Below are 24,915 nucleotides of genomic sequence, written 5' to 3' on the forward strand. Positions count from 1 at the left end.
CCATCCTCGTTGGCGTCGCCGTGGAGTGATACAGACCTGCCTACATCATGGAGAGATCACACGCCGCTGTCCATCACGCGGGCAGCTTGAGCGGTCATACCCGCAATCACGGCCGACGCCGATTCGACCGCGACGATTGCGCCGACCCCCATCCCGGCATCCACCGCGGGTGGCGCCCAGTCACGCAGGCCGGCACGATCGGCATCACCGAGCACCTGCTCGTGCAGGTCGCGTGACCAGCGGTCGGTGAACCTGTTGCGCAACACCCGACTGGGGAATCGCTGCGGCCATGGCCATTCGTTTATGCGGTCATAACCCTGGGTGAGCACGGTGTCCTCGGGCACGGCACGAAGTAATCGGTCTTTGGCCACCGCCGGGGTGGACGCCTCGACACATGCCGACAACGTCGTGCCCACACCCAGACACCGGCAGCCCCGGCCATGAGCGCGGCGGCGACATCGTGGCCGGTGGCGATACCGCCTGCCGCGAGGACCGGGATGTCGACGGCGGCGAGCACGGCGTCGAGGAGCGGTACTCGAGGCTCGCGCGGATCGCCGTGGCCGCCACCCTCGAGGCCTCGAGCCACCACCACATCGATGCCGGCGTGCTGGGCTCGCTGCGCTTCGACGGCGGAACAGACCTGGGTGACGGTGTGGATTCCGGCGGCGTGCGCAGGCTCGACCCATTCGAAGGTGTCGCCGAAACTCACCGACAGCAGCGTCGGGCGCGCCGCGATCGACATGTCGAGCAGCTCAGGTGCGGCACGGCACACCCAGTCGACCAGACCGATGCCGAAGGGCCGCACGTCGCCGAGTGCGGTGAGTTCACGCGCCAACGTGGCGGCGGTGGCGGCGCTACCCATCCCGATCATGCCGAGTCCCCCGGCGCCCGAGACGGCCGCGGCCAGGTGTCCCCCGGCGACCCCGCCCATCGGGGCGTTGACGATGGGCGTTCGCAATCCCAACCCGTGCGACCAGGCTGTGGCGATCGTGGGCCCCGACCTCATCCCATCCGAGCCAGATTGTCGACGGACGCCCGCACATCGGACTCGATCACCCGCGCGACGAGTCTGCCGACCGGGCCGTTCAGCAGACCGCCACGCAGTTCGGCGCTCAGATCGAAGCGCGATCCGTCGTCGACGGCGATCACCTTCATCGTCAGGTCGATGCGTACGCCACCGCGGCCATGCCCGGACAGTGCGATGGCGTCCGGTTCGTCGTAATGGGTCACCGTCCAATGGATGACGTTGCGAAAACCCTTGACCTTGATCACCGACGACACCTCGGTGCCCCGACCGATCTCGTCGGGAAGGTCGCTTTTCCAGCCCCCGAAGATCGTCAGCCATTCCGAGAACCGGCTCAGGTCTGACGCCAGCGCCCATGCCGCTTCGGGTGTCATGTCCGACTCCACACCCACATCCACTCCGGCCATCAGGCCCTCCCCTTCGTCGCGTCTGCACGAGAACGCTTGCCCGGTGTCTCGAACGTACGATGTGCAGATGAATCCCGCCGACCCGTTGTCCGCCGACGATACCCAGTCCGCGGTTCCGACGTTCGGCGTGGAGGAGGAGTTCATCTTGGTCGACCTCGCGACCGGCCACCCGGTGGGCCGCAATCGGGACGTGGCCGCAGCGGCCTCCCGCCGCGGTGTCGACCTCGATCTGGAGCTGACGTCATGCCAGGTGGAGATCGCCACCTCGACCTGTTCCACGAGTCACGACGTGCTCGCCGAGCTGCGGCGGCTTCGGTCGGTCGTCGCGGAGGCAGCTGCCGAGGTGGGGATCGGTGTCATCGCGGTGGGCGTACCGCCGACGGTCCCCGATCAACTCCCGATCACCGATACCGAGCGTTATCGGCGAATCGGCGAGGGCTTCGGCATGCTCGCCCACGAACAGGGGATCAGCGGTTGCCATGTCCACGTGGGCGTTCCCGACCGCGACATCGCGGTCACGGTCAGCAACCACCTGCGCCGGCGGTTGCCGATACTGCTCGCGTTGGCGGCGAATTCGGCGATCTACCGGGATGCCGACAGCGGGCATGCGAGCTGGCGGACGATCTTGTGGTCGCGCTGGCCGGCCGCGGGCCCACCGCCACATCTGCGCTCGCGCAAGCACTTCGAATCCCTGGTCGACATGCTCGTCTCGAGCGGGGCGATTCTCGATGACCACATGGTCTATTGGGACATCCGCCCCTCCGATCATCTGCCGACGATCGAGGTCCGGGTCGGCGATGTGCAGCCGCGCGCAGAGGATGCGGTCGGGCTGGCCGCGATCGTGCGTGCGCTGGTCATCACCGCCATGTCCGACGACGCGGCGGGGGTCAGCGCCCCGGTCATCGACGCCGAGGTGCTGTCCGCCGCGCTGTGGAAGGCGGCACACGACGGTATCGACGGCGACGCGATCGATGTGTCCACCCAGCAACGGGTTTCGACGCAGAGCCTGGTTGGCTCGCTCATCGAGGACGTGACTCCGGCGCTCGACCTCGCCGGCGACCGTACGCTCGTGGAGACGTATCTCGCGCGTGTCCGCTCGCACGGCAACGGCGCCTCCCGCCAGCGCGCGCAGTTCGCGGCGGGTGCCGCCGGCCTCGACATCGTCGAGACCGCCATCGCCGAATTCACCAGGTGATCATGCCCTCGAGACGCCAGTTTGCTGCCGCGTCGGCTGGTTGAGGCGATTTCACACGTGAGTTGGTGCAGGTGAGGATCAGTACGGCGAGGTCGATCGTGGTCTTCGCTCCCATCGCGAAGCAATTTTTCCGCACCTACTGGGACGTCGGTCATGGACATCGCGTTCACCTCGGACGGCCGGATCACCGCGATGGACTCGACGCTGCGTCGTCGGCGGTCCAGGCGGTCGCGGTGACCGATCTGTAGTCCCGATTCGGCGTCAGGGCCGCACAATCGCGCCACAGCGCGGCCGACGGCTCTATCGTGGCCGACATGACCAACCGAACCGGCACCGACATCGACATCAAACCCCGTAGTCGCGACGTCACCGACGGCCTGGAGAAGACCGCGGCCCGCGGCATGCTCCGGGCCGTCGGGATGGGCGATGACGACTGGGTGAAACCCCAGATCGGCATCGGGTCGTCCTGGAACGAGATCACCCCGTGCAACCTATCGCTGGACCGCCTGGCGAAAGCGGCCAAAGAAGGCGTCCACGCGGGTGCCGGCTACCCGCTCGAGTTCGGCACGATCTCCGTGTCGGACGGCATCTCGATGGGTCACGAGGGCATGCATTTCTCGCTCGTGTCGCGCGAGGTGATCGCCGACAGTGTGGAGACGGTGATGAGTGCCGAACGCCTCGACGGCTCGGTGCTGCTCGCCGGTTGCGACAAGTCCTTGCCCGGGATGCTCATGGCGGCGGCCCGACTCGACCTCGCATCGGTGTTCCTGTATGCCGGATCCACTCTGCCCGGCTACGCCACGCTCTCCGACGGATCCGAGCGTCAGGTGACGATCATCGACGCCTTCGAGGCTGTGGGTGCATGCTCACGCGGGCTCATGAGCCGCGAGGACGTCGACACCATCGAACGCGCGATCTGCCCGGGCGAAGGCGCGTGTGGCGGGATGTACACGGCGAACACCATGGCCAGCGCCGCCGAGGCGCTCGGCATGTCGATCCCGGGTAGTGCCGCCCCGCCGGCACCGGATCGACGGCGCGACCGGTATGCACGCGAGAGCGGAGAGGCGGTGGTCGAGTTGCTGCGCAAGGGCATCACCGCCCGCGACATCATGACCAGGGAGGCCTTCGAGAACGCGATCGCGGTGGTGATGGCGTTCGGTGGCTCCACCAATGCGGTCCTGCATCTCCTCGCCATCGCCAATGAGGCCGAGGTCGAGCTGTCCCTCGACGACTTCTCCCGCATCGGATCGCGGGTTCCGCATCTGGCCGACGTGAAACCGTTCGGCAAGCATGTGATGACCGACGTCGACCGGATCGGCGGGGTGCCGGTGATCATGAAGGCGTTGCTGGACGCCGATCTCCTGCACGGGGACTGCCTCACGGTGACCGGCAAGACGGTGGCGGAGAACCTCGCCGACATCGATCCCCCCGATCCGGATGGTCTGGTTCTGCGGGCCACGTCCTCCCCTATTCACCCCACGGGCGGGATCACCATCCTGCGTGGATCGCTGGCACCGGAGGGGGCGGTGGTGAAGTCGGCGGGTTTCGACTCCGATGTCTTCGAAGGTGTGGCAAGGGTTTTCGACCGTGAGCGCGCCGCTATGGACGCTTTGGAAGACGGCACGATCACCGCCGGGGATGTCGTCGTCATCCGCTACGAGGGACCCAAAGGTGGGCCTGGCATGCGGGAGATGCTGGCGATCACCGGGGCCATCAAGGGCGCCGGCCTGGGCAAAGACGTCCTGCTGATGACCGACGGCAGGTTCTCCGGAGGAACCACCGGACTCTGCGTCGGCCACGTTGCCCCGGAGGCCGTCGACGGCGGGCCGATCGCGCTCGTGCGTGACGGCGATCGCATTCGGCTCGACGTGGGCACGGGGACGCTCGACCTGCTCGTCGACGAGGATGAATTGTCTTTGCGCGCAGCAGAGTTCACGCCGTTGCCGCCTCGCTACACCCGCGGGGTACTGGCGAAGTACTCGAAACTCGTGACCTCGGCGTCGATGGGTGCGGTGTGCCGCTGACGGATCGCGCCGACAGCGACATGTGACATCGCACGTATCCTGATGGTCATGAACCTCCAGGAGATCATGCCGACTGTTCCGACGACGACGTCGGAGGCCCTCGATCTGTTCGACGCCTCCGACGCCGTCGACCCGGATTTCGTGATCGGCACGTGGCACGGGGCGGAACTGCCCACCGACCATCCGATCGACGGACTGCTGGCGGCCAGCGGCTGGTGGGGCAAGCAGTTCATCGATCCCGAAACCGTGCATCCGCTGTTGTTTCGCACACGCGACGGGTCCGCCTTGTGGGCGATGAATCCTGTGCTCGCCTTCGGCGGCGTGCCACTCGCCAACCGTGTACCCCAGGTGAAGAAACTCTCCCTCGGCACCGCGATCGCCTCATCGCGACTGCTCTACCAGACCCGGACATCGAAGGCCCGCCTGCGGACCACCCGGTTTCGGGGGACGGATACGGCGACGATGGTCTATGACCAATTACCCATCAACGATGTGTTCCACCGACTGTCCGATGATGTGGTGATCGGCGCGATGGACCTCAAGGGAATCGACCGACCCTACTTCTTTCTCCTCGAGCGCAACGATTCACTCGCCCTGCGCTGACACGACACCGACACCGTCCCGAGCTCGTCTAACCGGTCCCTGAGGAGCGAGCCTGCGAAGGCCCCAGAGGACCACCACCCTCCAACCCGTCCCTCAGGAGCCAGCCTGCCAAGGCCCCAGAGGACCACCACCCTCCAACCCGTCCCTCAGAAGCCAGCTCGCGAAGGCCCCAGAGGACCACCACCCTCCAACCCGTCCCTCAGAAGCCAGCTCGCGAAGGCCCCAGAGGACCACCACCCTCCAACCCGTCCCTCAGAAGCCAGCTCGCGAAGGCCCCAGAGGACCACCACCCTCCAACCGATCCCTGAGGAGCCTCGCGAGGAACGAGCGAAGCGTCACGAAGGGCGCCCTTCGTGACGCCCCTCCGCTAGCGCTCCGGGGCTCCCCAGGGATCGGGGCAGGCGCTTCTCCGGCACCATCGCCCACCAATGCAAGGCGCAGGCGCTTCTCCGGCACCATCACCCACCAATGCAAGGCGCAGCCACTACTCCGGCACCATCACCCACCAACAGCTGATTCCCGCTCAGTCGAGGCAGAATTCGTTGCCCTCCGGATCGGTCATGACGATGTGCCCACCTTGGAGCGGCGGTTCGGGCTCGTGTCGCCGGACACGGCTCGCGCCGAGGGCGAGCAGGTCCGAACACGTGGTTTCCAGCGCGGCCATGCGTTCGTCCCCCGCCAATCCGGGGGCGGCCCGGACATCGAGGTGCACCCGATTCTTCGCGGCCTTGCCTTCCGGTACCCGCTGAAAGAATATCCGCGGACCGGCGCCGTCGGGATCGACCAGTGCCGACGCGTCATTGCGACGCTCGGGTGGAATCCCCATCGCGTCCAGTGCCGCGTCCCAGGAATCAAATCCCGGCGGTGGGCTCTGGATGCGGTAGTCGAGCACCTCTGCCCAGAACCCGGCCAGAGCCGCCGGGTCGCCGCAGTCGAACGTCACCTGGATCTCCCGAGCCATCAGCTTCCCTCTCGATGATGTTGTCCTGACCTTCGCGTCATCCCATCGTGGCACCGAACTAGGACAACCACGGTCCGCCGTCGAGCGACGCACCGACTTCGGTAGGTTGTCGGCATGAAACTCCGTCGTGGCGCTCTCCTGTCGGCCGTCGTTCTCACCTTGACGTTGTCCGCATGCGGTTCAACCGATTCGTCATCAGAGACGACCGCTGCGGACGGCGCGACGTCGGCAAACGCAGCGTCCACGACCTGTCCGAGCGCCGCACCAACCGATTCCACCGATCCGGAATGGGAGTTCGACGGCGCCACCGGCAAGATCGCGGTCACCGGATCGACCGATTCGGCCGCGCCGCGTGTCGACGTCACCACCCCGTTCTCCGTCACCGAGACCGAGGTCCACACCTTGCAGAAGGGCAGCGGCCCCGTCGTGGCGGACACCGCGACCGTGTCCGTGTGCTACATGGGTGTCAACGGCCGAGACGGCAAGGTCTTCGACAGCAGTTATGAGCGCGGAACGCCTGCCGACTTCCCGCTCGACGGCGTCGTGCCCGGCTTCCAGAAGGCCATTGCCGGGCAGACGGTGGGCTCGACCGTCGCGGTTGCCATGACGTCGGCGGACGGCTATCCCGACGGCCAGCCCGACGCCGGCATCGAAAAGGGCGACACATTGGTGTTCGCGATCAAGATCCTCGACGCACAGCAGAGCTGACCGCATCGAACTCAGCCCTCGCCGCCGTCGGAAGACAGCTCGGCGAGCCGGCGGCGCGCCGACTCGAGTCGCTCCGCGGCCTCGGCACATGTGCGTGCCGCGCTACGCTGTTCACCGGAACGGACCTCGACCTCACGGCGGGCAAAACGGAGCTCGTCCTCGCATCGGGCCAGTTCGGCGCGGAGCGACTCCGCGCGTTCGCCGAGTTCATCGGCGCGGTCGGTGGACTCCGTGAGAGCGTCGTCGAGCGCCGCCAGCGCTTCGCGGGCCGCGCGTTCAACTCTTGCCGCTTCGCCGACCGAGGCCTCCGCTTCCGCGATCTGTTCGGAGCGACGGTCGTCGTGGTCGGTGGCGTCCTGCGCGGTGGCATGCTCGCGCGCTTCGGCTGGGGGCACGTCAACCGGTTCGGGCACGACAAAGACGCCGGCCGGTCCGAATCCGCTGTACTCGGCTGTCGCGGTGAGGCGACCGCGACGGACATCATCGGCCACCTCCGGATCGGCGATGGCGGCCCGCAGCGTCTGCGTGATCTCGCGGGTCGCCCCGTCTGACAACGTCGTCTGCATCGTCTGCGCGGTGCGCGTGATCTCGGCGACGGTGTCGGCGACAAGGCGTTGACGACGACCGGACAGTTCGCGCAGCCGATCTGCAGACGACCGGCGCTGTGCGCCGACCAGTTCGGCTGCGAGATCGAGGATGGCCGCGACACCGTCCGGCTCCCGCCGCGCCCACTGATTGACCGCCCAGGCCGACTGGGTCGGCCGACGCAGCGCCGAGATCTGCTGCGCGAGTTCGCGATGGCCGTCGGCTTTGGCCTGCTTGGCGAACTCGTTCCGACGGCGGACAAAATCGCCGGGCGCGAACCCATACAACTCGTCGATCACATCGTCGAGATCCGTCACAGGCATACCCCTATCTGTACCGGGTCGAAGCCGGGCGGTGTACCGGTATCCCATGGACGGCCGCGGCAGTACCCACACTGCCGCACTCCGTTGCCGGGCGCGGTGGCTGCGGCGTGTCTCCCAATTCCCTTTGCGGGCATTTGCGAGACACGCCCTAGGCTCAACTCATGCGTGCACTGTGGACCCGCCGAAGCCTCCTGGCCCTCGGCGCCTCAATCGCCGTCGCCATGCTGCCGATGGTTCCGACCGCTGCGGCGGCGCCGCTGAGTGACGACGCACTCGCCGTCGCGCTCCCGGCGCGACTGGCCACGGCAAACGCCTATGCAGCGACCCGCCCCGGCACGGTCGGCATCGTGGTCACCGACCGGCGGACCGGGCTCACACTGGTCAACAACTTCGCCGACACGCCGGTCTGGACGGCCTCCACGATCAAACTCGCGATGGCCACCGACCTGCTAGGACGAAATCGAAGCGGCGCAATCCACCTGGATGCGGCAGATCGCGACGCCATGCACGCGATGTTGCATTCATCGGACGACGACGCGGCCGATCGGCTCTGGTACGCCTACTCGGGGCCGCGGCACATGATGTTCAACAAAGACTTCGCCCGGTTCGGCATGACGAGACTCGCTCCTGCGCGCGGATTCTCCGCCTACTATCCGTACTGGGGGTTTCAGAAGGACACTCCCCGTGACCTCGCCGCCCTGGTCAGGTATGTGTTGTCAGACCTTCCGGCCGCCGACCGCGAGCTCCTCGTCCGTGAGATGCGTGGGGTGGCGACGAACCAACACTGGGGTCTCATGGACCTGCCGGCCGGGTTGCAGCCGGGGAACAAGAATGGTTGGTCCGACGAGCAGGGCGGGTCCGTGGTGAACAGCATCGGGTTCGCCGGCACAAACCAGCGTTTTGTCGTGGCGATCATGAACTCTTTACGCGGACAAGGGAACCAGGCCGACGGCAAGGTCACGGTGTCGCATGTCGCGCGTGACCTCCTGGCCTGACCGCGCCGTTCGCGCGATCCCCCGGGCCGGCGGTCCGTCCCCGCACCGGCCCAGGCCCGACGAACGTTGACACCGATGACCTGGACGTGTACCCAGACCTCATGACCGCTACACCGAAGTTCCGAGCGGACCGATTCGATCAGGTGACGGTACTCTCGTCAGCCCACGGTGGCGCCTACCCGTACGGAAACACTGTGGTGGTCAACGGGTCCGAGTCAACCCTGGTCATCGATCCGTCCCTCGAGATCGACCACGACCCCGTCGGAGCCGACGCGGTGATGATCAGCCACGCCCACGAGGACCACCTCGCGGGCCTGAAGCATTTCACAGCCCGGACCTTCGCACATGGCGCCGACGTCGACGCAGTCCGATCACTCGAGGCGCTCCTCGACGGCTACGGCCTCACTCCGGCGGAAAAGGTGGCCGTGGCCGACGAGATCGACGATCAGTTCGGCCTGCCTCCCGGATTTCCCGGCGCCGAGGGCGTGACCGGCGGTCACGTTTTTGAGCTCGGCGACGTGACGGCGACGGTCATCCACCTGCCGGGCCACACCGCCGGCCACTGTGGCGTTCTCGTCGAACCGACAGGATTCTTCTACATCGCCGACATCGATCTCACCTCGTTCGGCCCGATGTACGGAGACGTCGGCAGCAGCGTCGAGGCGTACCTGCGGTCGATCGACCGGGTTCGCGAGATCGACGCGCGGTGGTACGGCACCTTCCATCAGAAGGGGGTCATCGAGGGCGCTGACGAGCTGCGCCGCAGACTCGATGATTACGTCGGCGTCATCGACCGCAGAGAGAATCGGCTGTTGTCGTTCCTGGACCGGCCGCGGACCCTGTCCGAGATCGCGGCGCATCGCCTGGTCTACCGGCCGCACGTGGACCTGCCGTTCGCCGATGCGGTCGAGCGCCGCACCGCCGAACTCCATCTGGACCGACTCATCGCGCACGGCCAGGTGAGGGTGACCGAGACCGGCGCCTACACCCTCAGCTGACGCCGGTTGCGCGTCGATCACCCCGCGCCCGTCGTTCTGCGGAAAGCAGCCGAATCCGTCTCACGTCCATGGGAGTATCGAAACCATGAGCGATCACACATATCGAGTCATCGAAGTCGTCGGATCGTCACCGAACGGTACCGATGAGGCGATCGCGAACGCGATCGCGCGCGTCACCTCGACCACCCGGAACGTCGAGTGGTTCGAAGTGGTCAGCACCCGTGGCCACATCGAGGACGGCGCGATCGCCCACATGCAGGTCACGCTGAAGGTCGGGTTCCGCATCGAATCGGATTGACCGGCCGATATCACGCATCGCCTGAGCGGATTCCGTCCGAAGTCTTGACTGAGTCCAGAAAACGCGACATATTGTGTGCGTGCCATCACACTCGGATCATGCGGATCGACTCCGCGATGCCGATCTGCGGGTGACTCGCCCGCGAGTCGCCGTTCTCGACGCCGTGTGCGCACATCCTCACGCCGACACCGAGACAATCGTCGGGGTGGTCCGTGCCGGACTGCCCGACGTCTCCCGACAAGCGGTCTACGACGTACTGCGTGCGTTGACCACTGCCGGCTTGGTGCGTCGAATCCAACCGTCCGGCCACGTGGCCCGTTACGAATCACGTGTCGGCGACAACCATCATCACGTCGTCTGCCGGTCCTGCGGGATCATCGGCGACGTCGACTGCGCCGTCGGGGAGGCTCCCTGCCTCACACCGTCGGACCACCGAGGTTTCGTGCTCGACGAGGCCGAGGTCATCTACTGGGGTCTCTGCACAGAGTGCGCGGCCTCTCCCCCTTCGGGATCACACCCGTGATCACAGCCCGAATCACTCCGAAAGGATTGTCGTGACCGAGGAAAATCCCGCCCAGGCGACTGAGCATCCGCCGATCGCCGAGGCGCAAACCGAGCCCGCCGAGGGCGGATGCCCCATGCGGATCAAGCCGCCGGTCGAGGGCGGCGGGAACCGTGACTGGTGGCCCAATCAGCTGAATCTCAAACTGCTGGCACACAATCCGGATGTGGTCAACCCGTTGGGGGCCGACTTCGACTACGACGCGGCACTCGGGGGCCTCGATGTCGACGCGCTCAAGGCCGACCTCGTCGATGTCATGACGACCTCGCAGTCCTGGTGGCCCGCCGACTTCGGCCACTATGGCCCGCTCTTCATCCGTATGTCCTGGCATGCCGCCGGCACCTACCGCGTCGAAGACGGTCGCGGTGGCGCGGGTTCGGGCATGCAGCGGTTCGCTCCCCTGAACAGCTGGCCCGACAACGCGAGCCTCGACAAGGCCCGTCGTCTGCTGTGGCCGGTGAAGAAGAAGTACGGCAAGGCCGTCTCGTGGGCCGACCTGCTCGTCCTGGCTGGAAACGTGGCACTGGAGTCGATGGGCTTCAAGACGGCCGGTTTCGCTTTCGGCCGCGTCGACGAGTGGGAGCCCGAAGAGGTCTACTGGGGCCCCGAGGCCGAGTGGCTCGGCGACAACCGCTACAGCGGTGAACGCGATCTGGAGAATCCTCTGGCCGCCGTCCAGATGGGCCTGATCTACGTCAATCCGGAAGGGCCCAACGGCAATCCGGATCCGCTGGCCGCGGCAACCGACATCCGGGAGACCTTCAACCGGATGGCGATGAACGACGTGGAGACCGCAGCGCTCATCGTCGGCGGTCACACCTTCGGCAAGACCCACGGCAACGGTGACGCCGAGCTCGTCGGCCCCGAGCCGGAGGCCGCGCCCATCGAGCTGATGGGACTCGGCTGGGTCAACCCACAGGGCACCGGCGTCGGCGCCGATGCGATCACCAGTGGTATCGAGGTGACGTGGACCAACACGCCGACCAAGTGGGACAACAGCTTCCTGGAAATCCTGTACGGCTACGAATGGGAACTCACCAAGAGCCCGGCGGGCGCCAACCAGTGGAAGCCCAAGGAAGATGCCGGTGCGGGCACCGTGCCGAACGCCCACGGTGAGGGCACCACCCATCCGTCGATGCTCACCACCGACCTGTCGATGCGGTTCGATCCGGGATTCGAGAAGATCACTCGACGTTGGCTCGAGCATCCCGAGGAACTCGCCGACGAGTTCGCCAAGGCGTGGTTCAAGCTGCTGCACCGCGACATGGGTCCGGCGATCCGCTACCGCGGCCCGCTCGCACCGTCGGAAACCTACCTGTGGCAGGACAATGTTCCCGCGCAGGAGGGCCCGGCCCTGTCCGATGCCGACGTCGACTCGCTGAAGGCGCAGCTGCTCGAATCGGGTCTCACGGTGTCGCAGTTGGTGTCGACGGCGTGGAAGGCGGCATCGTCGTTCCGCGGCAGCGACTTCCGTGGCGGCGCCAACGGCGGTCGCATCCGCCTGCAGCCGCAGGCGGGCTGGGAGGTCAACGAGCCGGATGCGCTCGGCGAGGTGGTCGCGAAGCTCGAGCAGATCCAGGAGTCCTTCAACGCCGAGGCCGGCGCGAAGGTGTCCTTCGCCGACCTCGTGGTCCTCGGCGGCGTGGCCGGCGTGGAGAAGGCGGCCAAGGATGCCGGTGTCGCGGTGACGGTTCCGTTCACCCCGGGCCGCACCGATGCCACCCAGGAGATGACCGACGTCGACTCCTTCACCCACATGGAACCGAAGGCCGACGGCTTCCGGAACTACGAGGGCAAGGCGAGCGAACTGCCGGCGGAATACCGCCTCCTCGACAAGGCCAACCTGCTCACCCTGTCGGCCCCGGAGATGACCGCACTGGTCGGCGGTCTGCGTGTTCTGGGCACCAACTACAAGGGCTCACAGCTCGGGGTGCTGACCGACAAGCCCGGACAGTTGACCAACGACTTCTTCGTCAACGTGCTGGATATGAGCACCGAGTGGACGCCTTCGCCGGCCGATGACGGCACCTATGTGGGCAAGGACCGCGAGTCCGGCACACAGAAGTGGACGGGCAGCCGCGCCGACCTGGTGTTCGGTTCGAACTCGCAGCTACGGGCGCTGGCCGAGGTCTACGCCGAGGACGACGCGCAGGAGAAGTTCGTCAAGGACTTCGTCGCGGCGTTCGACAAGGTGATGAACCTGGACCGTTTCGACATCTGATCCGGGTTCGGCGATCGACTGATCGACGAGGGCGCCCTCCTGCCGTGACAGGAGGGCGCCCTCGGTGTCGAATGCCGGGTCAGCCGCCCGCCGGTCCATAGTTCAGGTGCAGCACACCGTTGCTGTACACGTCGGTGCCCTGCAAAGACAGGGTCAGTTCGTCGGCCTCGGACCACAGCCGCTCACCAGTGCCGAGAACGACGGGATAGACAAACAGGTGCAGTTCGTCGGCGAGCAGTGCCCGCACGAGGGTGCCGCTCCCTGAGATGTAGATGTCACCGTCGGTCTCGTCACGAACCCGACGGATCGTGTCGGCGTCATAGGCACCGATCACGGTCGAGTTGGCCCATTCGACCGCGGGAGTCCCGCTGGTGACCACGAGCTTCTCGGTGTCGTTGAAGAACGGCGCACCCGGATCGTCGTCGGCCGTCCGCGTCGACCAGGCCGGCGCGAACATCTCGAACGTGTTTCGGCCCAGCATGATACGCGTCGAGCGCGCACAAATGGCGCCGATGGTCTCCCCCATCGCCGGATCGAATCCGAAAGGTGCTGTCCACGATGGATTCTCGTAGACACCATCCAGTGACATGAACTCGTGCACGGCGATCATTGTTGATTTCCCATCCTCGTTGTCGTTACTGCTGAGGTTGACTCGCGGGGTGCGCGGAACTCATCGGCGCCGTAAGACTCCCGATGAACGGCATCCTCGAGGGGCCGGCGCCTGCGCCATCCGAAGCGTTCCAGATCGGGAACCGTCTGCAGACGGGTCACCGGTCCCAGACACAGCCACGCGACCACCTCGACCGACTCTGGAGCTCCCACCAGATCGCGGAGAAACCGATCCCGATAGAAGGAGACCCAGCCGACGCCGAGCCCTTCGGCAGTGGCCGCGAGCCACAGGTTCTCGATTGCCAACCCGACCGACAACCGCCCGGTCTCGTCGATGGTGTGCCGGCCCAGGATGTGGCGGCCACCACGACTCGAATCGTAGGTGACCACGATTCCGGTGCCCGATTGCTCGATCCCCTCGACAACGATCGGCCCGAAGGTCGCCGCGCGGTCGGCCGGCAGGGACCGTGCGAAATCCTCCCGGCACTCGGCGACGTGACCCGCGAATCGCGAAAGGGTGTCGCGGTCCTGCACCACGACGAAATCCCACGGTTGGGTGTTGCCGACGCTCGGCGCGGCGTGCGCGGCGTCGAGGACCCGCCACAGTTGTGCTTCGTCGACGACCTCGCCGCTGAACTCGTTGCGGACGTCGCGACGGGCGCCGATCGCCTCGTAGACGTTCATCAAGAACTCCCTTGTTCTGACCTACAAGCACTGTGCCACGATGAACCGTGGCCACTCGTTGGGACGACACCGACGCACCCAGAGGTGAAGAGTACGACGCCCGCTGGGCACGATTGGCGGCCACCGGTCAGAACATCCACGGCGAGGCCGACCTCGTCGACTCACTCCTGGGCGAGTTCGGCGGCGAACGGGTTCTCGATGCCGGATGCGGGACCGGCCGGGTGGCGATCGAACTGCACCGTCGGGGCTTTCATGTGGTGGGCGTCGACGCCGACGAACCGATGTTGGCGACCGCCCGGCACCGGGACCCGTCGATTGCATGGATCCACGGGGATCTGGTCGAACTGGCGTCACACGTCGACGAACGATTCGACGCCGCAGTACTCGCCGGTAACGTGATGATCTTCGTCGACCCCGGGACCGAGGGCACGGTCATCGACCAGATATGCGGCCGGCTCGAGCCACCGGGACTCCTGATCGCGGGTTTCCAGGTCAACCGCCACCGGTTACCGCTCGCGACCTACGACGAGCACGCCGAGCGCAACGGCTGCGAGCTGATCGCACGGTGGTCCACCTGGCAGCGCGATGCCTATGCAGGTGGCGACTACGCGGTGTCGGTCCATCGACGCGCGGTGTGAGCGTCGGATCGCTGGGCCCCGAACTGTTACCGCGCTCGTCCAGCAACCGTTGCCCGATGTCGCTATGCTGGCGCTTTCCATTGGGCGACCGCAGTCGACGCCGACGTCGCTCGGACGGACAGGAGCGACGATGACCGCAGATCCGAGCACGACTCCCTTGTCGTCGGACGAGCCCGGACGACATATCCGTCTGACCTCGCACAGCGGTGGCGCCGACGCGCTGCCCATCCGGTGGGGTGCTGCCACCCCCGCTGAGCGGGGACCCGTCGTCGGCACCACGGCGCGCCGCGCCGACCGCAATGTCATCGGCACGCACAGTGGGTCCTACAGCGTCTACCGCGCTCTGGCTGTCGCATCCGGCGCGCTGTCCCGCGATCACCGTGCCGACCTGACCAACACCGCGCCGACCGATGTCATCGGGCCCTATCCGCAGTGGTCCGATCCAGCGGCGATCGTGAGTCTGGACCCATGGGGTGCGATGACCTCGCAGGCGTTCGCCGACGAGCTCGCCGCCGGACGCGACATCCGGCCCACCATCGCGATCACCAAGGCACACGTCGTGCTCCCGGAGATCGCCGATGCCATCGCGAAAGGTCGTCTGCGTCCGGACGGCACCCATCTGCTGGACTCCGGCGCGGCCCTGGTCACCAAAGCGGCGGTCGAACCCGTCTGGTACCTGCCCGGTGTGGCGGCGCGCTTCGGATGCACGGAAGGCGAGCTTCGGCGCGTGTTGTTCGAGGAGACCGGTGGGATGTACCCGGAGTTGGTGACCCGCTCCGATCTCGAGGTCTTCCTGCCACCGATCGGCGGCCAGACCGTCTACATCTTCGGCGCTCCGCGAGATCTGTCGAACCCGTTGGTTGAACTCACCGCGCGAGTCCACGACGAGTGCAACGGGTCCGACGTGTTCGGGTCGGACATCTGCACGTGCCGTCCCTACCTCACACATGCGATTGAAGAATGCATCCTCGGGGCACAGCGAGGTGGAGTCGGGTTGGTCTCGTACTCCCGCAAGGAGGGTCGCGCGCTCGGCGAGGTGACGAAGTTCCTCGTGTACAACGCTCGCAAACGCCAGGAAGGCGGCGACACCGCCGCTCAGTACTTCGCGCGCACGGAATGCGTTGCCGGCGTTCAGGACATGCGATTCCAGGAGTTGATGCCCGACGTGCTGCATTGGCTCGGCGTGCGCAAGATCCATCGTCTGGTGTCGATGAGCAATATGAAATACGACGCGATCACCGGTTCGGGCATCGAGGTCGGCGAGCGCGTCAACATCCCTGACTACCTCATCCCGGAAGATGCCCAGGTCGAGATCGACGCCAAGATGGCGGCCGGCTACTTCACCCCGGGTCTGGTGCCCGACGCCGTCGAGCTCGGCAAGGTCAAGGGCCGGGGGTTGACCACGTGAGCGTTCAGACCAACACGAGCCCATCGGATACGCGGATCAAGGCCGCCGCGGCACATCCCGCCGACCTACTCCGTACCACCACCGCCATTCGGGAGCGGGCGGGGCAGCTGCTGGCCCGAGCCCGCGCGGGCTCATCGGCGTGGTTCGTCGTTCACGATGATGCGCTCGCGGCCACGGCGGCCACGGTCGCCACCGTCACCCGAGAGCGCTACCCTGATCTGGACATCCCCTTCCACAGCCGCTGGCGGCATTTCGAAACCGCCGGGGTGGACCGGATCGAGCCACTGCGCGATCGACTGTCCACCGATCCCGACGAGCAGGCCCGCACGTTCATCGACCTCGCGGTGGTGAGTGTGCTGCTCGACGCAGGCGCCGGCGCGTCCTGGCGTTTTCGCGAGCAGGACACCGACCTCGTCATCGGGCGCTCCGAAGGGCTGGCGGTCGCCGGTTGGCACGCGTTCTCCAACGGGTTGTTCTCCAGCGATCCCGACCACCCGCAACAGGTGGATGCGGGCGGCCTGCAGGCGTTGTCTGCCGATTCACTCGCGTCCGCATTCCAGGTCGACGGGGACAACAGTCTCGTCGGACTCGATGGGCGGGTCGAACTCCTGCATCGTCTCGGTACCGCGCTCACACAGCAGCCGGACGTCTTCGGCGACGCGGCCCGACCCGGCCGCCTGTACGACGCGCTCAGAGGTTCGGACGCGGACGCGATCCGGGCCCATGACATCCTTTCCCTGCTACTCGCCACGTTGTCCGGAATCTGGTTGTCCGACAACATGGTCGGCGGCCAACCGGTCGGCGACTGTTGGCGTCACGACGCCGTCGCCGGCCCCGGCGACACCGCCGGCTGGATGCCGTTTCACAAGCTGTCACAGTGGCTGACCTACTCGCTCCTGGAACCGTTCTCGTGGTCCGGAATCGAGGTGACCGGACTCGACGATCTGACCGCGCTTCCGGAGTACCGCAACGGCGGTCTGTTGATCGACACCGGCGTCCTGACGTTGCGTGATCCCGATCTCGCACGACGCAGCCTGCACGTGGGTGACGAACTGGTGGTGGAGTGGCGCGCCCTCACCCTGGGCCTGATCGACGAACTCGCCGTGGCCGTCCGGGACGTGCTCGGCGTGGGAGCCGACGAACTGCCCCTCGCCTGCGTACTCGAAGGCGGCACCTGGGCGGCGGGCCGCGAACTGGCGGGTCGACTCCGCGACGGATCACCGCCACTGACCATCATCAGCGACGGCACGGTCTTCTGACACCGGCACAAAGGACACCGACATGGACGACGTAGTTCTCATCGATCACCCCCTGGTGCAGCACAAGCTCACCCTGATGCGCCGAAAAGAAACCTCCACCAACGATTTCCGCCGTTTGCTCACGGAGATCTCCACGCTGATGGCCTACGACGTCCTGCACGACGTCCCGATGCACCCGGTGACGATCGAGACCCCCTTGGAGACGATGACCGCACACGTCATCGACGGCAAGAAGGTTGTCTTCGCCTCGATCCTGCGGGCCGGTACCGGGATCGTCGACGGCATGCTGACCGTGGTGCCCGGCGCACGGGTGGGCCATATCGGTCTCTACCGCGACCCGAAGACCCGAGTCGCGGTCGAATACTACTTCAAGATGCCGGGCGATCTCGCCGAACGTGATGTGGTGATCGTGGATCCGATGCTCGCCACCGGCCATTCGGCGGTGGCGGCCGTGGACCGCATCAAGGAGTACGCGCCTCGCTCGATCAAGTTCGTCTGCCTTCTCACGTGTCCCGAAGGTGTCGCGACACTGCATCGGGCACACCCCGACGTACCGATCTTCACCGCGGCCATCGACCGTGGACTCGACGAGAACGGCTACATCGTCCCCGGCATCGGCGATGCCGGCGACCGGATCTTCGGCACCACCTGATCGCCCACCGCTCGCTGATCGAGAAAGTGACCAGCGGCATAGCAGCCAACCCCTTCGCTGACCGAGAAAGTGACCAGCGGCAGCAGCCAACCCCTCCGCTGATCGAGTAAGTGACGAGCGGCAGCAGCCAACCCTCCGCTGATCGAGTAGCTGACCAGCGGCAGCAGCCAACCCCTTCACTGTCCGGGAAAGTGACGAGCGGCAGCAGCCAACCCCTCTCGCTGATCGAGTAAGTGACGAGCGGCAGCGAGGAACTGTATCGAGATCGAGATCGGGTTCCACCGCGGTCAGGACGGGAGCTGCCAGGCGACCGCCGCCCCGATCGCCCCGATCGCGTTGAGCGCCCAATGCAGCGCAACCGGGGCCAGCAGGCTGGTGGTGCGATGCCGCAGCCACCCCAGCACGAGGCCGGCGGCCGACGTCGCGATCACCGCACCGACGATGCCGACGACCTGACCGACCACGCCTGCCCCGAGGAATCCGGCCAACCCCTCGTTGCCGGCCGTCAGGCCCAGCGACGAATTGACATGCCACAGACCGAAGGCGAATGCCCCCAGACCCAGGGTCCATCGCACGTCGAACAACCGGCCCAGCGCGCCCTGCAGCACCCCACGGAACAGCAGTTCCTCGGGGAGCACGGTTTGGATGGGGATCAGCACGAGTCCCGCCAGGACTGCGTCGGCTGCGCTGTCGTAGCGATCGGACAGAAAGAACTGCCGGGTGAATGGAACCGCCACAGCCACCGACACGATGGCGAACACGACCACGACGGCTGCCACGGCGTAGGGCACGCCGGCGCGGAGTTCGGTGCGGCTCAGACCCATCTCCCGCCATTGCATACCGGCGAGCCGCGCTCCGATCGCCACCACGACCGCCGCCGCCGGGACGGCCACCATCGATGCCCAGTGGCCGGCGAAGTGGGCGAGGAAATTCGTGGCCACCAGGGTCGCGACGACACCGACGAGCAACATGATCGAGCGTGCGCGGGTCGGCTGCACGGTGGTCACCGGGATACGGTACGTCGGGAGCGGGGTTCTGGTGGCGCGGGTGGCGTGAATCGTGTCGATACTCAACCCGATGTGCCTCATCTGCACAGCGACGACGTGCGCTTGGAGGCGAGGGGGACAGCACCTACTCGGGAGTCGTCACCCCTTCGCCGACGGCGGCTACGCGCCCAGATCGCCGAGCAGATACCGGTCGATGCTCGGGCCCACACTCGTGGCCAACTCCTCGATCGAGGCATTCTCGACATCGGGAACCTTGAGGATGTATCTGGACATCGCCAAGCCGATGGTCTGGGTGACCACGAGGGCGATTCTCCCGTCTCTGTCGTCGGGTCTGGCGATTTCCCCGAGGGCCATCCGAGCGATGCCGAGGAAGAAGTCACGCACTCGCCCGGCGATCTCCTCGCGGGTCACGGCAATTCGGAGCAACGCGATTGCCCGAGCCCGTTGTTGCGGATTCGACTCCCAGAACCCGAGAACTCGGCGAAGGAAATCCTCCCCCGGATCGGTGGTGTGTGACGTGATGCCGGCGAAAACGGTCTGCACGTCGACCTCGGGCCGAAGTGCGGCCACCAACAAGTCGTTCTTGGTGCCGAAGTAGTGATGGATGAGTGCCGGATCGACACCGGCCCGCTGCCCGATCGAACGCATCGTGGTTCGTTCGAAACCATTGTCCGAAAAAAGTTCTCGTGCGGCGATCAGAATCGCTTCGCGATTGTCGGCACTGTCCTCGGCGAGCTTCGGTCGCCCCCGGCCTCGCGGAGTCATCACCGTCCGCGGGCCAAGACCAGCATCCGTTCCTCGATGGTGGCCCGTACCGGTCGGATCTCGGCGTCGATCCCTGCGTCGGTGAGGACGGAGTCGATCCTTGCCGGGTCGGTGTCGGGTACGCGGATGGCCCGACCCGCCAGGATGACCGGTACCCCGGCGTCGTTGAGGACCGCGAATGTCCGTGCCCAATCCCGCGTGTGGACCGCGAAGGCTCGAGTGCCACCGATGATGTCGTCCTCGCTGCCCGACCCGACGAGCTTGCCACTCGACATGAGCAGCAAGCGGTCACACTGCTGTGCTTCCTCCATGTAGTGCGTGGTCACCAACACCCCGACGCCCTTGTCGGCCTGCTCCCGAATGGTGTCCCACAACCCGGCACGTGAAAGTGCATCCACGCCCGACGTCGGTTCGTCGAGCACCAGCACCGACGGCTCGTGGGCCAGCGCCACCACGAATGCGGCCTGTCGCTGTGTGCCGAGCGCGAGATCGCCGACGAGGGTGTTCCGCACGTCGTTCAGTTCGGCGGGCAGTCGGGGTATCCGCGCGCCGTAGGCGCCGGCGCTGAATGCCAAGTTCTCCGTCACCGTCAGGTCGCGGTACAGGCCGAGATTCTGCGGCACATAGCCCAGGTGCGCCCGGCGCGTCCGATCCGGTGGTCCTCCGAGCAGTTCGACCGCTCCCTCGGTCGCCGCAAGCAGACCCAGAAGCATGCGGATCAAGGTGGTCTTGCCGGCGCCATTGGCGCCGAGGAGTCCCACCACCTCACCCGGAGCCACCGTCATCGACACCGACTCGACGGCGGTGAAGTCGCCGAATCTGCGGGTCACCGATTCTGCCGCTATCACGTCGCCGCTCATGACGTGCGCACCTCCTGTCGACGTGTGAGCGACAGCGCGATGACGATGTCCTCCAGGTCGGGTGCGACCCTGGGTGCGTCGGTGGTCGGCTGCCCGTCGGGCCAGTACTCGTGTCGCTCCCGTCCGCGTCGCCAGGACCAGTCGGCCCGGACGGGCACCTCGGCCCGGGTGATGGTGCCCCCGAAACCGGCGCGCACATCGTCGTACGCCCCCTGGACCAGGATTCGGCCGGCGTCGAGGACCACGAGCTCGCCGGCGCGTTCGGCCTCGTCGAGGTAGGTCGTCGACATCAACACGCTCGCGCCGTCTGCCGCGGCTTCGGAGATCATGCGCCACAGATCGATTCGGCTCACCGGGTCGACACCGGTACTCGGCTCGTCAAGTATGAGCAACTCGGGTCGATGGAGCATGGCCATCGCGGCGCCCAGTTTGCGACGCATCCCGCCCGACAATGCCGATGCCAGCCGGTCCGCGGCAACCCGGAGTCCGGACCGGTCGATGAGTTCCTCCCGTCGCCGTTCGAGGTCATCGCCGCGCAGCCCGTAGATCCCACCGACAAAATCCAGGTTCTGCCGAACCGTGAGCGCCGCCCAGCTGCCCGGACCTGCCGACAGAAAACCGATCTCGTGTTTGCCTGGAGCCGAGATGGTTCCGACATCCGGCACGACCTCACCGACGAAGGTGCGCAGCAGGGTGGACTTCCCGGCACCGTCGCCGCCCACCAGCGCCACCACCTGCCCGGCCGTCACCTCGACGCTCACATCGTCGAGAGCGGTCCGATCCCCGAACCGTACGGTGACCGACCGCGCCGACGCGATCATGCGACGTCCGCGCCGGTCGAATCCGCCGACTTCGACTCCCCGGGCGCCCGTGACCTGGATACATCGGGGGCGAGGTCACGGCGGAATCGCAAGGTGGCCCCGGTGAACACGACGATTGCCATCACGGTCAGCACCAACAGCGGCAGCCACAGCGACGTGACGGGGGCGCCGCGCAGCATGACGCCCTGGGAGATCATCGTGAAATAGGTCAGCGGCAGCAGATAGCCGATCCAGCGCACCCCTGCGGCCATCGCGTCGAGCGGAAATATCATGCCGGACAGCAGAATCTGCGGCAGAAGGAAGAAGAATGCCGTCTGGATCGCCTGCCCGGTCGTCTGCGAGACCGTCGAGATCAGCACTCCCAAACCGAGGACCACGAACAGGAAGATGCCCGCGCCCAGGGCGAACACCAGCACGTTGCCGTTGAACGGGACACCGAACAGCAGCATGCCCAGCACGGTCACGATGATCATGTCCAGAGCGGCCAGCAGGAAGTACGGAATGATCTTGCCGAGGATCACCTGGCTGGGCCGGATAGGCATCACCGCCAACTGTTCAAGGGTGCCCGCCTCACGCTCGCGGACGAGTCCGATGCTGGTGATGATCGTCCCGATGAACGTCAGGATCAGACCGATGATCGCGGGAACCATGACCCACGACGTCTTGAGGTTCGGGTTGAACAGAACCTGGGTATCGACCCGGTCTCCGAGCCGGTTGAGCACGGACACCGTCGACTGGGCGGCGAACAGATTCGACCCGTCCACGAGCGCAGTCGCCTGCTCACCGGGACTTCCGGTCATGATCACGACATCGACCTTGTTGTCTCGCAACAGATCCTCGGCTTGCGCCCGGGTACCGTCGACGTTCGTCTCGGTCACGTCGAAATAGGACGGCAACACCTGGGAGGCCTGCTGGGCCGAGGGGCCCATCACTGCGGTCTCGACCGAGGAGACATAGAAGTTTGCGGCATACCCGAAGATCACCAGCAACAAGAGCGGCAGGACGATCAGCATGGCCAGCGTGCGGCGGTCACGCCGGAGTTCGCGAAATTCCTTGAGGATCATGGCTCGCATACCGAATGCTAAGCACGCCGGACGACCGTGGTCAACAACCGATGAATTAATTCCTCGGTTGACTGATCACGGTTGCACGGACGTGCTCGACGATCGCGAGACGACCCGACCAGCCCGGTCTCGCCGCTGTGATCAGTTGTGCGGAACGTCGGCGGTGAGGCCGCCGTCCATCACGAACTCGGCGCCGGTGGCATAGGACGACTCGTCGCTGGCCAGGAACACGATGAAGGTGGAGACCTCACTGGACTCGGCGGGCCGACCCAGTGGTGTCTTGACGATGTCCTCCGGCAGACCTTCTGTCATCGGGGTGCGTATCATGCCGGGGTGGATCGAGTTCACCCGGATGTTGTGCGGAGCCAGTTCCAACGCAGCGGATTTCGCCAATCCACGCACTCCCCACTTCGTCGCCACGTATCCGTGCGCCCAGGGGCTGCCGCGGAGCCCTTCGACCGACGAGACGTTGATGATCGAGCCACCACCGGCGGCGATCATCGGGTCCACCGCCACCTGCATACCCAGGAATGTCCCGGTGAGATTGACATCGAGGATCTGTTTCCACTTGTCGAGGCGGAACTTCTGCAGGCTGCTGCCGTTGACGATGCCGGCGTTGTTGACGAGTACGTTGAGCTTGCCGAAGTCGTCGATGGCGGTGGACGCAGCGGCAGCCCAGTCGTCCGGTGAGGTGACGTCGAGATGCACGTAGCGTGCAGCATCGCCCAACTCGTCGGCGAGGGCCTTGCCCTCGTCGTCGAGAATGTCGCCGATCACCACCTTCGCCCCCTCGGCGACGAGCATGCGCGCGTGCGACGCACCCATTCCCCGTGAACCACCGCTGATCAGCGCAACCTTGTCATCTACACGTCCCATGGCGAGCCAGGTTACCTGGTCAGGAACCAAATGAGAACAGGTTCTATCAATCGACCACCGGACGTGTTCTACTGAAATGGACAGTAGTCCGGACAATTGTTCACCTGACCAGCACAAGGAGCTTTCGATGGCCATCCGCGTGGCTCACGTAGGAACCGGAAATGTCGGCAGATTGGCGCTTCGCCAGTTGATCGACGACCCTCGATTCGAGCTCGTCGGCGTCTGTGTCAGCGATCCGGACAAGCTGGGCAAGGACGCCGCGGATCTCGCCGGACACGGCCGGACTCCGACCGGCGTGCTTGCCACCGGCGGCCTCGACACGATTATCGCCGCCGACCCCGACTGCGTCGTCTACTGCGCGATGGGTGACACCCGCCCGGTGGAGGCGCTCGACGATTGCGTCCGCGTGCTGTCGGCGGGTATCGATGTGGTCGGGTCGGCCCCGGTCTCGCTCCAGTATCCATGGGGCGTCATGCCCGAGAAGGCAATCCGGAAGGTCAAGACTGCAGCGCAGGATGGCGATGCGAGCATCTTCATCAGCGGTGTCGACCCGGGTTTCGCGACCGACCTCATCCCGATAGCATTCGCATCCACCTGCCAGAACGTCGAGCAGGTGCGCTGCATGGAGATCGCCGACTACGCCACCTACGACGGTGCCGAGGTCATGTTCGACGTGATGGGCTTCGGGCAGCCATTGGATCAGACACCGATGCTCTTTCTGCCCGGAGTTCTCGGATTGGGCTGGGGCACAACCATTCATCAGCTCGCCGAGGCTCTCGGCGTGGCCGTGGACAGAATAGTCGAGCGGCACGAAAGCCTGCCGGCACCCGAATCCTTCGACGTCGCGGCAGGCCATATCGCCATCGGCACGCGGGCCGCCGTTCGCTTCGAGATCATCGGCATGGCGGATGGTGCAGAGCGCGTCGTGATCGAGCACGTCACCCGACTTCACAGCGATATCGGCCCTGCGTGGGCCGAGCCGTCCCAACCCGGCGGCTGCTACCGCATCGAGATCACCGGCGAGCCGTCCTACCGCGTCGACATCTGCCCCACCAGTGAGCATGGCGACCATAATCACGCCGCGATAGTCGCAGCGGCCGGGCGCATCGTGAACGCTATCCCCGCCGTTGTCGGCGGACCATCTGGTATCCGAACGACTCTCGACCTTCCGCTGATTTCAGCGGCTGGTCACCACGGGGTCTGAGTGCCCTTCACCCCGTCCTGAGCCCTTCGTGACGCTCGGCTGGAGCCTCGCTCCTCAGGGAACAAAGGGTAAATCGGCAGCTCAAGACCCTTCCGCCCACCCTGAGAAGCGAGCCTGCGAGCGTAACCACCCGATCCCTCAGGAGCGAGTTAGTCCGAAAATAT

The 24,915-nt window shown here is 66.1% G+C and carries 25 protein-coding genes and 1 pseudogene; 14 read left to right on the forward strand and 12 right to left on the reverse strand.

The window, feature by feature from the left end:
• Nucleotides 1-56: 56 nt before the first annotated feature.
• Nucleotides 57-1,006: pseudogene (locus tag AC4AMJ_RS08135) on the reverse strand (NAD(P)H-dependent flavin oxidoreductase).
• Nucleotides 1,003-1,431, reverse strand: a complete 429-nt coding sequence (locus tag AC4AMJ_RS08140; RefSeq protein WP_489895740.1) for a type II toxin-antitoxin system Rv0910 family toxin — start codon at nucleotides 1,429-1,431, stop codon at nucleotides 1,003-1,005. The pseudogene AC4AMJ_RS08135 and the gene AC4AMJ_RS08140 overlap by 4 nt, the downstream one beginning before the upstream one ends.
• 67 nt (nucleotides 1,432-1,498) lie before the next feature.
• Between AC4AMJ_RS08140 and AC4AMJ_RS08145 the strand changes: the two genes are divergently transcribed.
• From AC4AMJ_RS08145 to AC4AMJ_RS08155, 3 genes are all read left to right on the forward strand, one after another.
• The gene (locus AC4AMJ_RS08145) at nucleotides 1,499-2,626 is read left to right on the forward strand and encodes a carboxylate-amine ligase (protein ID WP_489917755.1); all 1,128 of its coding nucleotides are present in this window, start codon (nucleotides 1,499-1,501) and stop codon (nucleotides 2,624-2,626) included.
• A gap of 314 nt (nucleotides 2,627-2,940) precedes the next feature.
• Complete coding sequence (gene ilvD, locus AC4AMJ_RS08150; RefSeq protein WP_489917756.1) at nucleotides 2,941-4,650, forward strand: dihydroxy-acid dehydratase; 1,710 nt, start codon at nucleotides 2,941-2,943, stop codon at nucleotides 4,648-4,650.
• A 48-nt stretch (nucleotides 4,651-4,698) separates the two neighbouring features.
• Nucleotides 4,699-5,253: a DUF4334 domain-containing protein gene (locus tag AC4AMJ_RS08155; protein ID WP_489917757.1), complete on the forward strand. Its 555-nt coding sequence runs from the start codon at nucleotides 4,699-4,701 to the stop codon at nucleotides 5,251-5,253.
• 523 nt (nucleotides 5,254-5,776) lie between these two features.
• Here the strand turns inward: AC4AMJ_RS08155 and AC4AMJ_RS08160 are convergent.
• Entirely contained in the window at nucleotides 5,777-6,214 is a 438-nt protein-coding gene (locus tag AC4AMJ_RS08160) for a VOC family protein (RefSeq protein ID WP_489917758.1), read from the reverse strand.
• Between the two features lie 114 nt (nucleotides 6,215-6,328).
• On the opposite strand from AC4AMJ_RS08160, the gene AC4AMJ_RS08165 reads away from it, so the two are divergent.
• A complete protein-coding gene (locus AC4AMJ_RS08165; RefSeq protein ID WP_489895752.1) occupies nucleotides 6,329-6,922 on the forward strand; it encodes an FKBP-type peptidyl-prolyl cis-trans isomerase in 594 nt (197 codons plus the stop codon).
• Nucleotides 6,923-6,933: 11 nt separating this feature from the next.
• On the opposite strand, the gene AC4AMJ_RS08170 is transcribed toward AC4AMJ_RS08165, so the two are convergent.
• A complete protein-coding gene (locus AC4AMJ_RS08170; protein WP_489917759.1) occupies nucleotides 6,934-7,830 on the reverse strand; it encodes a hypothetical protein in 897 nt (298 codons plus the stop codon).
• A 161-nt stretch (nucleotides 7,831-7,991) separates the two neighbouring features.
• On the opposite strand from AC4AMJ_RS08170, the gene AC4AMJ_RS08175 reads away from it, so the two are divergent.
• From AC4AMJ_RS08175 to katG, 5 genes are all read left to right on the forward strand, one after another.
• Nucleotides 7,992-8,825, forward strand: coding sequence for a serine hydrolase (locus AC4AMJ_RS08175; RefSeq protein WP_489917760.1), 834 nt, complete (start codon nucleotides 7,992-7,994; stop codon nucleotides 8,823-8,825).
• Between the two features lie 101 nt (nucleotides 8,826-8,926).
• On the forward strand, nucleotides 8,927-9,823 hold the full coding sequence (locus AC4AMJ_RS08180) for an MBL fold metallo-hydrolase (protein WP_489917761.1): 897 nt from the start codon (nucleotides 8,927-8,929) through the stop codon (nucleotides 9,821-9,823).
• Between the two features lie 85 nt (nucleotides 9,824-9,908).
• On the forward strand, nucleotides 9,909-10,121 hold the full coding sequence (locus AC4AMJ_RS08185) for a dodecin (RefSeq protein ID WP_489895760.1): 213 nt from the start codon (nucleotides 9,909-9,911) through the stop codon (nucleotides 10,119-10,121).
• Nucleotides 10,122-10,200: 79 nt separating this feature from the next.
• On the forward strand, nucleotides 10,201-10,644 hold the full coding sequence (locus AC4AMJ_RS08190) for a Fur family transcriptional regulator (protein ID WP_489895762.1): 444 nt from the start codon (nucleotides 10,201-10,203) through the stop codon (nucleotides 10,642-10,644).
• 31 nt (nucleotides 10,645-10,675) lie between these two features.
• On the forward strand, nucleotides 10,676-12,904 hold the full coding sequence (gene katG / locus AC4AMJ_RS08195) for a catalase/peroxidase HPI (protein WP_489917762.1): 2,229 nt from the start codon (nucleotides 10,676-10,678) through the stop codon (nucleotides 12,902-12,904).
• A 79-nt stretch (nucleotides 12,905-12,983) separates the two neighbouring features.
• Here katG and AC4AMJ_RS08200 read toward each other — a convergent pair whose 3' ends face one another.
• Nucleotides 12,984-13,514 (reverse strand): dihydrofolate reductase family protein, encoded by a 531-nt coding sequence (locus AC4AMJ_RS08200; protein WP_489917763.1) that lies wholly within the window; start codon nucleotides 13,512-13,514, stop codon nucleotides 12,984-12,986.
• Nucleotides 13,511-14,197, reverse strand: a complete 687-nt coding sequence (gene bluB / locus AC4AMJ_RS08205) for a 5,6-dimethylbenzimidazole synthase (protein ID WP_489917764.1) — start codon at nucleotides 14,195-14,197, stop codon at nucleotides 13,511-13,513. The genes AC4AMJ_RS08200 and bluB overlap by 4 nt, the downstream gene beginning before the upstream one ends.
• A 47-nt stretch (nucleotides 14,198-14,244) precedes the next feature.
• Between bluB and AC4AMJ_RS08210 the strand changes: the two genes are divergently transcribed.
• The 4 genes from AC4AMJ_RS08210 to upp all read left to right on the forward strand — a co-directional run bounded on the left by AC4AMJ_RS08210 (nucleotide 14,245) and on the right by upp (nucleotide 18,154).
• Nucleotides 14,245-14,835, forward strand: coding sequence for a class I SAM-dependent DNA methyltransferase (locus AC4AMJ_RS08210; RefSeq protein ID WP_489895770.1), 591 nt, complete (start codon nucleotides 14,245-14,247; stop codon nucleotides 14,833-14,835).
• Between the two features lie 130 nt (nucleotides 14,836-14,965).
• Nucleotides 14,966-16,243, forward strand: coding sequence for a GTP cyclohydrolase II (locus tag AC4AMJ_RS08215; protein ID WP_489895772.1), 1,278 nt, complete (start codon nucleotides 14,966-14,968; stop codon nucleotides 16,241-16,243).
• A gap of 35 nt (nucleotides 16,244-16,278) precedes the next feature.
• Nucleotides 16,279-17,502: a URC4/urg3 family protein gene (locus AC4AMJ_RS08220; protein ID WP_489918396.1), complete on the forward strand. Its 1,224-nt coding sequence runs from the start codon at nucleotides 16,279-16,281 to the stop codon at nucleotides 17,500-17,502.
• 22 nt (nucleotides 17,503-17,524) lie between these two features.
• The gene (gene upp, locus AC4AMJ_RS08225; RefSeq protein WP_489895776.1) at nucleotides 17,525-18,154 is read left to right on the forward strand and encodes a uracil phosphoribosyltransferase; all 630 of its coding nucleotides are present in this window, start codon (nucleotides 17,525-17,527) and stop codon (nucleotides 18,152-18,154) included.
• Nucleotides 18,155-18,441: 287 nt separating this feature from the next.
• Here the strand turns inward: upp and AC4AMJ_RS08230 are convergent, their stop codons facing one another.
• From AC4AMJ_RS08230 to AC4AMJ_RS08255, 6 genes are all read right to left on the reverse strand, one after another.
• A complete protein-coding gene (locus AC4AMJ_RS08230) occupies nucleotides 18,442-19,125 on the reverse strand; it encodes a CPBP family intramembrane glutamic endopeptidase (protein ID WP_489900904.1) in 684 nt (227 codons plus the stop codon).
• A 195-nt stretch (nucleotides 19,126-19,320) separates the two neighbouring features.
• A complete protein-coding gene (locus AC4AMJ_RS08235; protein ID WP_489917765.1) occupies nucleotides 19,321-19,926 on the reverse strand; it encodes a TetR/AcrR family transcriptional regulator in 606 nt (201 codons plus the stop codon).
• The gene (locus AC4AMJ_RS08240) at nucleotides 19,926-20,786 is read right to left on the reverse strand and encodes an ABC transporter ATP-binding protein (RefSeq protein WP_489895780.1); all 861 of its coding nucleotides are present in this window, start codon (nucleotides 20,784-20,786) and stop codon (nucleotides 19,926-19,928) included. The genes AC4AMJ_RS08235 and AC4AMJ_RS08240 overlap by 1 nt, the downstream gene beginning before the upstream one ends.
• On the reverse strand, nucleotides 20,783-21,607 hold the full coding sequence (locus tag AC4AMJ_RS08245) for an ABC transporter ATP-binding protein (protein WP_489917766.1): 825 nt from the start codon (nucleotides 21,605-21,607) through the stop codon (nucleotides 20,783-20,785). Before AC4AMJ_RS08245 ends, AC4AMJ_RS08240 begins: the two co-directional genes overlap by 4 nt.
• Nucleotides 21,604-22,680 carry an ABC transporter permease gene (locus AC4AMJ_RS08250; RefSeq protein WP_489917767.1) on the reverse strand — a complete coding sequence of 359 codons (1,077 nt, stop codon included), beginning with the start codon at nucleotides 22,678-22,680 and terminating at the stop codon, nucleotides 21,604-21,606. The genes AC4AMJ_RS08245 and AC4AMJ_RS08250 overlap by 4 nt, the downstream gene beginning before the upstream one ends.
• A 132-nt stretch (nucleotides 22,681-22,812) precedes the next feature.
• Nucleotides 22,813-23,547 (reverse strand): glucose 1-dehydrogenase, encoded by a 735-nt coding sequence (locus tag AC4AMJ_RS08255; protein WP_489895786.1) that lies wholly within the window; start codon nucleotides 23,545-23,547, stop codon nucleotides 22,813-22,815.
• A 127-nt stretch (nucleotides 23,548-23,674) separates the two neighbouring features.
• Here AC4AMJ_RS08255 and AC4AMJ_RS08260 point away from each other — a divergent pair, with 127 nt between their 5' ends.
• On the forward strand, nucleotides 23,675-24,751 hold the full coding sequence (locus AC4AMJ_RS08260) for an NAD(P)H-dependent amine dehydrogenase family protein (protein WP_489917768.1): 1,077 nt from the start codon (nucleotides 23,675-23,677) through the stop codon (nucleotides 24,749-24,751).
• The last annotated feature ends 164 nt before the right edge of the window (nucleotides 24,752-24,915 follow it).

Source organism: Gordonia sp. LMA484, assembly GCF_058129505.1.

Coding starts and splice junctions, on each gene's coding strand:
- AC4AMJ_RS08140 (WP_489895740.1), bottom strand. CDS start 1,431: ATGGCCGGAGTGGATGTGGGTGTGGAGTCGGACATGACACCCGAAGCG.
- AC4AMJ_RS08145 (WP_489917755.1), top strand. CDS start 1,499: ATGAATCCCGCCGACCCGTTGTCCGCCGACGATACCCAGTCCGCGGTT.
- ilvD (WP_489917756.1), top strand. CDS start 2,941: ATGACCAACCGAACCGGCACCGACATCGACATCAAACCCCGTAGTCGC.
- AC4AMJ_RS08155 (WP_489917757.1), top strand. CDS start 4,699: ATGAACCTCCAGGAGATCATGCCGACTGTTCCGACGACGACGTCGGAG.
- AC4AMJ_RS08160 (WP_489917758.1), bottom strand. CDS start 6,214: ATGGCTCGGGAGATCCAGGTGACGTTCGACTGCGGCGACCCGGCGGCT.
- AC4AMJ_RS08165 (WP_489895752.1), top strand. CDS start 6,329: ATGAAACTCCGTCGTGGCGCTCTCCTGTCGGCCGTCGTTCTCACCTTG.
- AC4AMJ_RS08170 (WP_489917759.1), bottom strand. CDS start 7,830: ATGCCTGTGACGGATCTCGACGATGTGATCGACGAGTTGTATGGGTTC.
- AC4AMJ_RS08175 (WP_489917760.1), top strand. CDS start 7,992: ATGCGTGCACTGTGGACCCGCCGAAGCCTCCTGGCCCTCGGCGCCTCA.
- AC4AMJ_RS08180 (WP_489917761.1), top strand. CDS start 8,927: ATGACCGCTACACCGAAGTTCCGAGCGGACCGATTCGATCAGGTGACG.
- AC4AMJ_RS08185 (WP_489895760.1), top strand. CDS start 9,909: ATGAGCGATCACACATATCGAGTCATCGAAGTCGTCGGATCGTCACCG.
- AC4AMJ_RS08200 (WP_489917763.1), bottom strand. CDS start 13,514: ATGATCGCCGTGCACGAGTTCATGTCACTGGATGGTGTCTACGAGAAT.
- bluB (WP_489917764.1), bottom strand. CDS start 14,197: ATGAACGTCTACGAGGCGATCGGCGCCCGTCGCGACGTCCGCAACGAG.
- AC4AMJ_RS08215 (WP_489895772.1), top strand. CDS start 14,966: ATGACCGCAGATCCGAGCACGACTCCCTTGTCGTCGGACGAGCCCGGA.
- upp (WP_489895776.1), top strand. CDS start 17,525: ATGGACGACGTAGTTCTCATCGATCACCCCCTGGTGCAGCACAAGCTC.
- AC4AMJ_RS08230 (WP_489900904.1), bottom strand. CDS start 19,125: ATGTTGCTCGTCGGTGTCGTCGCGACCCTGGTGGCCACGAATTTCCTC.
- AC4AMJ_RS08235 (WP_489917765.1), bottom strand. CDS start 19,926: ATGACTCCGCGAGGCCGGGGGCGACCGAAGCTCGCCGAGGACAGTGCC.
- AC4AMJ_RS08240 (WP_489895780.1), bottom strand. CDS start 20,786: ATGAGCGGCGACGTGATAGCGGCAGAATCGGTGACCCGCAGATTCGGC.
- AC4AMJ_RS08245 (WP_489917766.1), bottom strand. CDS start 21,607: ATGATCGCGTCGGCGCGGTCGGTCACCGTACGGTTCGGGGATCGGACC.
- AC4AMJ_RS08250 (WP_489917767.1), bottom strand. CDS start 22,680: ATGCGAGCCATGATCCTCAAGGAATTTCGCGAACTCCGGCGTGACCGC.
- AC4AMJ_RS08255 (WP_489895786.1), bottom strand. CDS start 23,547: ATGGGACGTGTAGATGACAAGGTTGCGCTGATCAGCGGTGGTTCACGG.
- AC4AMJ_RS08260 (WP_489917768.1), top strand. CDS start 23,675: ATGGCCATCCGCGTGGCTCACGTAGGAACCGGAAATGTCGGCAGATTG.